Annotated in this window: 1 protein-coding gene; it reads right to left on the reverse strand. The window is 71.5% G+C overall.

Going from position 1 to position 10,505, the window contains the following annotated elements; all coding sequences use genetic code 11:
• Window positions 1–3: 3 nt before the first annotated feature.
• Window positions 4–10,503 carry a non-ribosomal peptide synthetase gene (locus ACT53Q_RS12280; protein ID WP_476186939.1) on the reverse strand — a complete coding sequence of 3,500 codons (10,500 nt, stop codon included), beginning with the start codon at window positions 10,501–10,503 and terminating at the stop codon, window positions 4–6.
• Window positions 10,504–10,505 lie beyond the last annotated feature (2 nt).

A 10,505-nucleotide genomic window follows, 5' to 3' on the forward strand; every position in this document is an offset into this window, starting at 1 on the left:
GGATCACGGCGTCGTCAGTTCGGCCTGCCGCGCATCGCTGGCGGTGCCTTCCTGCACGTCGACCTCGCGGAACAGTTCGGCCAGCCGCGCGGCCAGCGTGGTCGCGTGCGGCCGCTTCACCAGCGTGAGGTGGTTGCCCGGCACCGTGATGACGGTCAGCCCGCCCGGCGTGTACGCGCGCCACAGGTCGACGTTCACCGGCGGCGTGTTTTCCGACGCTTCCTCGGCGATGAACAGCACCGCCGGCTGTGCCAGCGGCTGCAGGCGGTAGCGCAGCGCCAGGTCGATGTTGCTGGCGATGCGCGCCATGAACTGCTCGGCGTCGCGGGTGCGGAAACCGCGCGGCAGGATGTCCAGGTCGTACGCGATCTCGAGCACGCGCGCGAAGCGCTTCTTGCTCTTGCGCATGACGTGGTCCATCTTCGCGTGGTCCGGCACCGCTTCCAGTTCGGCGCGGCCGATGCCCAGCTCGAACGTGTCGCAGACCAGCATCAGCGTGTCGAGCAGGCCGTTCGCGCTCTGCGCCTCGCCGTCCATCAGCGCGAGCACGCCGATGCGCTGGCCCGCCGCATCCAGCTGGCGCGCCATCTCGAACGCCACCGCGGCGCCCATCGAATGCCCGCCCAGCAGGTACGGCCCTTCCGGCTGCAACGTGCGCATCTCGCGCACGTAGGCGGCGGCCATCGCCTCGATGCTGGCGTTCGCCTGCGGGTCGAGGAAGCGGCCGTGCGACTGCAGGCCGTAGAACGGCTGCTCGGTGCCCAGCGCACGGGCGAGGTCCTGGAAGCCGAGCACGTCGCCGCCGGCCGGATGCACGCAGAAGAACGGCCTGCGGCCCGGCGCGCCGGCCTGCAGCTGCACCAGCATGCGCTCGTCGGAGGCATCGATCGCCGCGTGCACGCGCTCGCCCATCTCCGAGACGGTCTGCGCCTGGAAGATCGCCGAGACCGGCAGGTCCTGGCCCATGTCCGACGCGACCCGCGCCATCACGCGGTAGGCGCTGAACGATTCGCCGCCGAGATCGAAGAAGTTGTCGTGGATGCCGACGCGGTCGACGCCCAGCACTTCGCGCCAGATCGTGGCGAGCTGCGTTTCCACCTCGTTGCGCGGCGCGACGTACGGCGTGTCCAGCTCCGGACGCACCGCCTGCAGGTAGGGCAGCTTCGCGCGATCGAGCTTGCCGTTGTTGGTCAGCGGGAATTCGTGCAGGTGCACGAAGCCCAGCGGCAGCATGTACTCGGGCAGCGTGCGGCCGAGGAAGGCGCGCAGCGCGGTGGTCGAGATCGGTTCCGGACCGGTGTAGTACATCAGCAGGCCGTCGCGCTGCGCACGATCCTTCGTCACCAGCACCGCGGCACCGGTGACGGTCTCGTGCGCGAGCATCGCCGCCTCGATCTCGCCCGGCTCGATGCGATGGCCGCGGATCTTCACCTGCTGGTCGGCGCGCCCCATGTATTCGAGGTCGCCGTCGGCACGCCAGCGCGCGAGGTCGCCGCTGCGGTACAGCCGCGCACCGACTTCGCCGCTGAAGGGATCGGGCACGAAGCGCTGCGCGGTGAGGCCCGGGCGTCCGGCGTAGCCACGCGCGAGGCCGGCGCCACCGACGTAGATCTCGCCGCACACGCCCACCGGCACCGGCTGCGCATCCGCGTCGAGCACGTACAGCGCGAGATCGGCCAGCGGGCCGCCGACGCGGCGCGCCGGCGGCGCGGTCACGTCTTCCGGCTGCACTTCACGCCAGGTGACGTGCACCGTGGTCTCGGTGATGCCGTACATGTTGATCAGCTTCGACTGCGGGTTCACGCGATGCGCGAACCACGGCCGCAGCGCGGCGTGCTCCAGCGCCTCGCCACCGAAGACGACGTAGCGGATCGCCGACGTCCACGCCCAGTCCTCGGCCAGCGCGGAGCTGTCGAGCAGGCGTCCGAACGCCGACGGCGTCTGCGACAGCACCGTCACGCCGTGCTGGCGCATCAGGCCGGTGAACTCCATCGGCGAACGCGCGACCGTCTGCGGCACCACCACGAGGCGGGCGCCGTGCAGCAGCGCGCCGAAGATCTCCCACACCGAGAAGTCGAAGCAGACCGAGTGGAACAGCGTCCACACGTCCTGTTCGTCGAACGCGAAGCGCTGCCCGCAGGCCGCGAACAGGCGCATCGCGTTGCGATGCGTCAGCAGCGTGCCCTTCGGCCGGCCGGTCGACCCCGAGGTGAAGATCACGTAGGCCAGCGAGTCCGGGCCATGCAGCGGCGCGGGCATGGCATCGGGCTGCGCGGCCAGCGTCGCGGCATCGCGTTCGAGGCAGACCACCTCCGACGCCCAGGCGCGCATGCGCTCCGCGGTCGGACCGCGGCCGATCGCGACGCGCGCGCCGGCATCGGCCACCATGAACGCCGCACGGTCGTCCGGATAATCCGGCTCGATCGGCAGGTACGCGCCACCGGCCTTCAGCACGCCGAGGATCGCGACGATCATTTCCGCCGAACGCGGCAGGCAGATCGCCACCGGCTGTTCGGGACCGACGCCCAGCGCACGCAGATGCTGCGCGAGGCGGTTGGCCTGCGCATGCAGTTCGGCATACGTGAGCGTGCTGCCGCCGAAACTCACCGCCGGGCGCGCCGCATGCCGCACCGCGGTCGCGTCGAGCGCGCGGGCCAGATCGCCCACGTCGTCGAAGCGGCTGCGCGCGCCGCCCAGCGCATGCAGCACCTCGTGCTCGCCGGCGGCCTCCATCACCGGCAGCGCGCGCAGCGGCATCGACGGTGCGGCCAGCGCCGCCGACAGCAGCGTGCGCAGGCTGTCGAGCATGCGCGCGGCGGTGTCGATGTCGAACAGGTCGGTGTTGAACTCCAGTTCGATCTGCGTTGAGGCCTCGTCGTGCGCGACGGTGATCGCGAGATCGAACTTGCTGCGATCGAACGGGAAATCGAAGTTCTCGACCTGCACCGGCGCGTCGTCGCGCGCGGCCGTCGCCTTCTGCGCCGCGGTCTGCCAGGCGAAGCTGGTGTCGAACAGCGGCTGGCGGCTGAGGTCGCGTTCGATCGAGATCTCGCCGACCAGCGACTCGAACGGATAGTCCTGGTTCGCGAGACCGTGGATCACGGTCTGGCGCACGCCCTGCAGCAGCGTGTCGAAGCCGGCGGCGTTGGCCAGCCGCGTGCGCAGCGGCAGTGTGTTCACGAACACACCGAGCATGCGCTCCAGCTGCGGATGCTGGCGACCGGCGACCGGCACGCCGACGATGATGTCGTCCTGCCCGCACCAGCGATGCAGCAGCAGGTTCCATGCCGCGAGCATCACCATGAACGGACTCGCGCCGTGGCGCGCGGCAAACGCCAGCATCTCGGCGTGCGTCCCGGCAGGCAGCGCGAGGCGCGTGCGCGAACCGCGGAAGCCGTGCAGCGCACCGCGCGGGCGATCCAGCGGCAGCGACAGCGGCACCGGCGGCTCGGCGACGGCGGCGTGCCAGTAGCGGCGCTGCGGTTCGAATTCTCCGCTGTCCATGCGCTGGCGCTGCCACGCGGCGTAGTCGACGTACTGCAGCGGCGCGGGGGCATCGCCCTCGCCTTCGCACAGTTCGTGCACCAGCAGTTCCAGCGACCAGCCGTCGCTGACGATGTGGTGCACCACCAGCGCGACGACATGGTCGTCCTCGCCGAGGCGCCAGATGCCGCCGCGCAGCAGCGGACCGGTTTCGAGGTTGAAGGTCTCGATCGCGAGCGCGGCCAGTTGCTCGCGCGCGAGCGGTTCGCGCTCGTCCGCGGGCAGCGTGGTCAGATCGTGCAGCGGCAGCGGCACGTCGACGTGCTCGGCCACCCACTGCATCGGCTCGCCGTCGAGCGGAATGAACGTGGTGCGCAGCGCTGCGTGGCGTGCGACCAGACGTTCGAGGTTGCGCGCCAGCGACGCCGTGTCCAGCGGTCCGCGCACGCGCACCGCCGACGGCATGTTGTAGGCCTCTTCCGCGCCTTCCAGCTGCACCTGGAACCAGATGCGGCGCTGCGCGTGCGACAGCGGATGGCAGTCGGACGGCGGCAGCGGCTCGATCGGCGCCAGCACGTGCGTGGTGCCGGTGGCGCGTGCGGCCAGTTCGACGAGGTTGCGCGCCTCGAACACGTCGCGCATCGCCATCGGTCCGCCGGTCAGCATGCTCCAGCGGTTGACCAGCCGGATCGCGAGCAGCGAATGGCCGCCGAGTTCGAAGAAGTTGTCGTCGCGGCCGACGCGCGGCACGTTCAGCAGTTCCGACCAGATGCCGGCGAGCAGGATCTCGGCTTCGGTCGCGGGCGCGCGGAATGCGCGTTGCGCCAGGGCCTGCGCGTCCGGCGCCGGCAATGCGGCGCGGTCGAGCTTGCCGTTGCGCGACAGCGGCAGCGCCGCCATCGGCACGAACGCAGCGGGCACCATGTATTCGGGCAGCGTCGCGGCCACGTGGTCGCGCAGCGTGCCCGCGTCCGGCGGTGCGTCGCCGGCGTGGGTGAAGTAGCAGACGAGACGGCGATCGGCGCCGTCCTCGAACGCCAGCACGGCGGCTTCGCGGATCGCCGGATGCGCGGCGAGGCGGGTCTCGATCTCGCCGGGCTCCACGCGATGGCCGCGGATCTTGATCTGGAAGTCGTTGCGGCCGAGGTATTCCAGCTCGCCGTCGGCACGCCAGCGCACGAGGTCGCCGGTGCGGTACATGCGCGCGCCGGGCGTGGCGTCGAACGGATCGGCGATGAAGCGTTCGCGGGTCAGCGCGTCCTGGTGCAGGTAACCGCGCGCGACCGCGATGCCGCCGATCACCAGTTCGCCGGGCACGCCGGTCGGCGCCGGACGGCCTTCGCCGTCGAGCACGTAGGCGCGCACGCCCGGCAGCGGACGCCCGATCGCCGGCAGCGCCGGCCACGTGGCCGGATCGCCTTCGAGGCGGTACGCGGTAACGACGTGGGTCTCGGTCGGGCCGTAATGGTTGTCGAGCACGCAGTCGTCGAAGCGGCGCAGCAGATGGATCACCGCCGGGGTGATCTTCAGCTGGTCGCCGGCAGTGATGATCTCGCGGATGGTGCCAGGCCACGCGCCGTCGCCGCCGTTCTGGCTGGCCTCGGCGAGCATGCGCAGCGCGGCGTTCGGCAGGAACAGCCGCGTCACGCGCTGTGCGCACAGCTCTCCACGCAGGCGCTCGGGATCGAAGCGCGCGGTTTCCTCGATCATCACCAGCCGGCCGCCGACGGCAAGCGTGGTGAAGATTTCCTGGAACGCGACGTCGAAGCCGATCGACGCGAACTGCAGCGTCACCGGCGGCGCGCCGGTCTCGCGGCCTTCATGCCACGCCAGCAGGTTGGCGAGCGCGCGATGCGGCATCGCCGTGCCCTTGGGCTGGCCGGTGGAGCCGGAGGTGTAGATGACGTAGGCGAGGTGATCGTCGCGCAGGTCAGGCACGGACAGCGCGGCGCCGTCGTCTGCCTCGTCGCCTTCGGCATCGAGCGAGAGCAGCGGCATCGACGGCGACAGCGCGGCGATGGCGTCGTGCCCTGCTCCGCCGGTCAGCACAGCCAGCGGCGCGGAATCCTCCAGCATGCGCGCGAGGCGCTGCGCCGGATGCGCCGCGTCCAGCGGCACATAGGCCGCACCCGCCTTGAGGATGCCGAGCACGCCGACGACCAGCTCCGGCGAACGCTCGCAGCAGATCGCCACGCGCGCGTCGGGGCCGACGCCCAGCGCACGCAGGCGCTTGGCAAGACGCGTGGCGCGGGCGTCGAGCTCGCGATACGTCAGCTGGCGATCGCCCATGCTGACCGCGATCGCGTCCGGCGTGCGCGCGACCTGCGCATCGACGCGCGCATGCACCAGCCCGGTGCCGGCGGCACGCGGACCGCTGGCCGCAGCCAGCAGCTGCGCGCGCTCGGTGGCGGGCATCGCGTCCAGCGTGCGCCACGGCCGCGCCGGTTCCTGCTCCAGCGCCTGCACCAGATCCTGCAAGGCCTGGTGCATGTAGGCGCAGATGCGCGCCGGGTCCATCGGCCGCTGCGCCTGCGCGGTGAGGCTGAAGCCTTCGCTGCCGTCGTCCACCGACAGCAGCAGCGGGTAGTTGGTGCGTTCGTGCGCACGCAGCAGGCGCACGGGGGCCGATGTGTCGTCCTCGGTCTCCGGCGGCAGATCGCCGTGGCGATAGTTCAGCAGCGTCGTGAACAGCGGCGACGGCGGCTCCACGCCGCTGCAACGCTGCGCCAGCGCGAGCGAAGCGTGTTCGTGGCGCAGCAGTTCCGACAGCGTGGCCTGCGCCTGGCGCACGGCTTCGCGCACGCCGGTGTCGTCCAGCGAGAAGCGGATCGGCAGCGTGTTGATGAACATGCCGAGCGAGCGCAGCGCGTCCTGGCCGCCCTGCAGGCGACCGAACAGCACGGTCGCGAACACCACGTCGCGGCGGCCGGTCGTGCGCGCCAGCACCAGCGCCCACGCGAGGTGGTGCAGGCTGGCGGCGCTCACGCCGAGCAGGCGCGCGCGTTCGCGCAGGCGACGGGTCAGCGCCGGATCGACCGGCAGCCGCGCCTCGCGCACGTCCATGCCGCCGGCCTGCACGTCGAGCAGGTCGAACGGCGCGGTCGGCGCATCGATGTCGCCGAGCTGCTTCGTGAAGAAGGCCTCGTGCGCGGCGGTCTCGTCGCCCGACAGCGTCTGCGCGACGAACTGGCGGAACGGCTGCGGCGGCGGCAGTTCGGCTTCGCGGCCGACCATGTAGGCATGCACTTCGCGCTGCAGCACTTCCATCGCGGTGTGGTCGATCGCGAGATGGTGGTACTGCATCGCCAGCAGCCAGCGGCCCTGCGCGGCATCGTGCGCCAGCGCCACGCGCATCAGCGGCGCGGTGCGCAGGTCGATGCGGTGGTGCAGCGGATCGACGCGCGCCCACAGCTGCTCGCCGATGTCGCCGTCGGCCGGATCGAGCGCGTATTCCTGCACCGGCAGGTCGGCGTGGCGCCAGACCACCTGCACCGGCGATTCGAGGCCTTCCCACTGCACCGAAGTGCGCAGGATGTCGTGCCGCGACAGCACCGCCTGCAGCGCGCGCAGGTAGTCGTCGACCATCGCGCGTTCTTCCAGCGACAGCAGCGCGCCGAGCAGGTAGGGGTCGCCCTCGGCACTGCCGACGTGATGGAAGAACATGCCCTGCTGCAGCGGCGCCAGCGGATACAGATCCTGCACGTTGGCCGCGCCGCCGGGCACGGTGGCGACGATGCGGTCGATCGCCTCCTGCGACAGCGTCACCAGCGGCAGCATGTCCGGGGTGATGTGCGTACAGCCGGCGGGGATGCGGTTCGGCGGCACCTCCAGCGCGGCCGGCGCATCCGGTGCCACGGCGGCGGCGAGTTCGCGCAGCGTCGGCTGTTCGAACAGCGTGCGCACGTCGACCGCGATGCCGACCTTGCGCAGGCGCTCGGACAGCGACAGCGCGAGCAGCGAATGGCCGCCGAGTTCGAAGAAATTGTCGTCGCGGCCGATGCGCGGCACCGACAGCAGTTCCGACCACACCGCGGCCATCTGCGTCTCGATGCCGGGCAGCGGCGCTTCGTACGGACGCTGCACGAGCGCGGCGGCGTCCGGATCGGGCAACGCGCTGGTGTCGAGCTTGCCGTTGGCGGTCAGCGAGAAACCGGCGACCTCCACGATCGCGGCCGGCACCATGTAGTCGGGCAGGCGATCCTGCAGATGGCGGCGCACCTCGGCGATGTCGACCGTGCCACCGTCGGCCGGCTGCACCCACGCCACGAGGCGCTTGGCGCCGTCCGGACCCGGACGCGCCAGCGCGACCGCGCGCTGCACGCCCGGCGCGGCCGCGGCGACGGTGGAGATTTCGCCCAGTTCGATGCGGAAGCCGCGGATCTTCACCTGCTGGTCGATGCGGCCGAGGTGTTCCAGTTCACCGCGCGCGTTGCGGCGGCCGAGGTCGCCACTGCGATACAGGCGCGCGCCCGGGCGGCCGCTGTACGGATCGGGGATGAAGCGTTCGGCGGTGAGTCCCGGGCGGCCGAGATAGCCGCGCGCCAGGCCGTCGCCGCCGACGAGGATCTCGCCGGCCACGCCGTCGGGCAGCAGTTGTCCGCGCGCGTCGGCGATCACGCAGGACAGGTCGGACAACGGCAGGCCGACCGCGGGTTCGGCGCGCTCGCCGGCGTCCTCGGCCGGCACGTCGCGGAACGTCACGTGCACGGTGGTCTCGGTGATGCCGTACATGTTGATCAGCCGGCCCGCGCCGTGCTGCCGGTGACGGAACCACGGCGCCAGCGCGCGGGTGTCGAGGCCTTCGCCGCCGAACACCACGTAGCGCAGCGGTCCGCTCCAGTGCCAGTCGTCGGCGGCGCCGGCGGCCTGCAGCAGCGCGGTGAACGCCGACGGCGTCTGCGACAGCACCGTCGTGCCGGTGTCGTGCAGCAGCGTGAGCAGGTCCTGCGGCGAGCGCGCGACCGCGCTCGGCACCACGACGAGATGCGCGCCGTGCAGCAGCGCGCCGAAGATTTCCCACACCGAGAAATCGAACGCGTACGAATGCACCATCGTCCAGGTGTCGTTCGCGTCGAAACGGAACTGTTCGTCGCACGCATCGAACAGGCGCAGCGCGTTCGCCTGGGTGATCAGGCTGCCCTTGGGCCGGCCGGTGCTGCCCGAGGTGTAGATGATGTAGGCCAGCTGCTGCGGATGGCGCGCGACGACGACCGGCACGGCCGGCTGCGCGACGATCGCCTGCGCATCGGCGTCGAGGCAGACCACGTGCGGCAGCGCGTCGCGCAGGCGCTGCGTGGCGGCGCCGTGGCCGATGCCGATCTGCACGCCACTGTCGCTGAGCATCCACTGCACGCGATCGTCCGGCAGGTGCGGCTCGATCGGCAGGTAAGCGCCGCCGGCTTCCAGCACCGCGAGCACGGCGACGATGGCGTCGACCGAACGCTCCAGGCACAGCGCCACCGGCACTTCGGGACCGACGCCCAGCGTGCGCAGGTGCTGCGCGAGGCGACGCGCGCGGGCGAGCAGGTCGCCGTAGGTGATCGCGTCGTCGCCGCAGGTCACGGCGACGCGCTGCGGATCGCGTTCGGCCTGCCGCGCGATGCGGCTGGCGAGATCGTCGGTCACCGGCAGCGTCGTGCGCGGCGCGCCATCGCGGCGTGCGAGGTCGGCGGCCTGCGCGTCTTCCAGCAGCGGCAGGTCGCCGACGGAGGCAGCGGCACCGCGGACCAGCCCGCTCAGCACGCGGCCGTACAGCGCCATCAACTGCTGCGCGGCGGCCTCGTCGTAGGCTTCACGCGCGTATTCGGCGCGGACCACGTAGCCGTCGCCCGCGGGCGCGGCGATCACGGTCAGCGGGAAGTTGGTCATCTCCGCGAAGCGCACGCCGGCCAGCTGCATGCCGCCGTCGCTGGCGGCGCTGTTGACCGGGAAGTTCTCGAACACGAACAGGATCTGGAAGAACGGCTCGTTGCCCGGCAGCGCGGTGAACTCGCGCAGGCGCGGCAGTTCCAGCCACGCGTGCTGCGACATCTCGGCGATGCGCTGCTGCAGCTGCGCCACCAGCGCCTCAGCCGGCGTGTCGGCCTCGCACTGCACGCGCAGCGGCAGGGTGTTGGTGAACTGGCCGATCATCTGCTCGACGCCGGCCAGGTCGTGCGGACGACCGGACACCGTGGTGCCCCAGACCACGTCGCTGGTCCCGGCGAGCCGCGACAGCAGCACCGCGAACGCGGCCTGGAACACGGCGTTCGGCGCGGCGCGCCACTGGCGTGCACTGCGGGTGATGTCGGCGCAGAGGTCCGCATCCAGCGTCAGCGCCACTTCGCCGACGTCGGCGAACTCGCGAAGGTCGTCGCGACGCGCGAGCGGCAGCGGCAGACGCGTGTGCAGGCCCTGCAGCCGACCGCGCCAGTAGTCCTGCGCGGCCTGCGGGTCCTGCTTGCGCAGCCAGGCGATGTAGTCGCGGAACGGCGCGCGCTGCGGCGTGCGCGGACGCTCGCCGCGACGCAGCGCGTCGTAGGCGGACATCAGGTCGCCCAGCAGCAGCGGCATGCTCCAGCCGTCGAGCAGGATGTGGTGGAACGCCCACACCAGGCAGCGATCCTCGCCGCCGCAGCGCAGCAGCGTCACCCGCATCAGCGGACCGGTGTCCAGCGGCATCGGGGTGTGCCGGTCGCGACGCAGGAATTCCTCCAGCGCGGCTTCCTCCTGCGGCGTACCGGGCGCGGCGTCCAGTTCGACGATGTCCATCGCGAACGGGCGCTGCTTCAGCACCACCTGCGCCGGCTCCGCCAGCTTGCGCCAGCGGAACACGGTGCGCAGCAGTTCGTTCGCGCGGACCACGTGCTGCCAGGCCTGCGCCATGGCGTCGTGGTCGATCGCACCGGCGAGCCGCAGCGACAGCTGTTCGACGTAGACCGAAGAACCGGGTTCGTAGACCGAATGGAAGAGCATGCCCTTCTGCATCGGCGACAGCGGATAAACGTCGGCGACGTTCGCGGGAGTGAGGAGATCGTTCATGG

This window comes from Lysobacter sp. DMC97 (assembly GCF_056313745.1).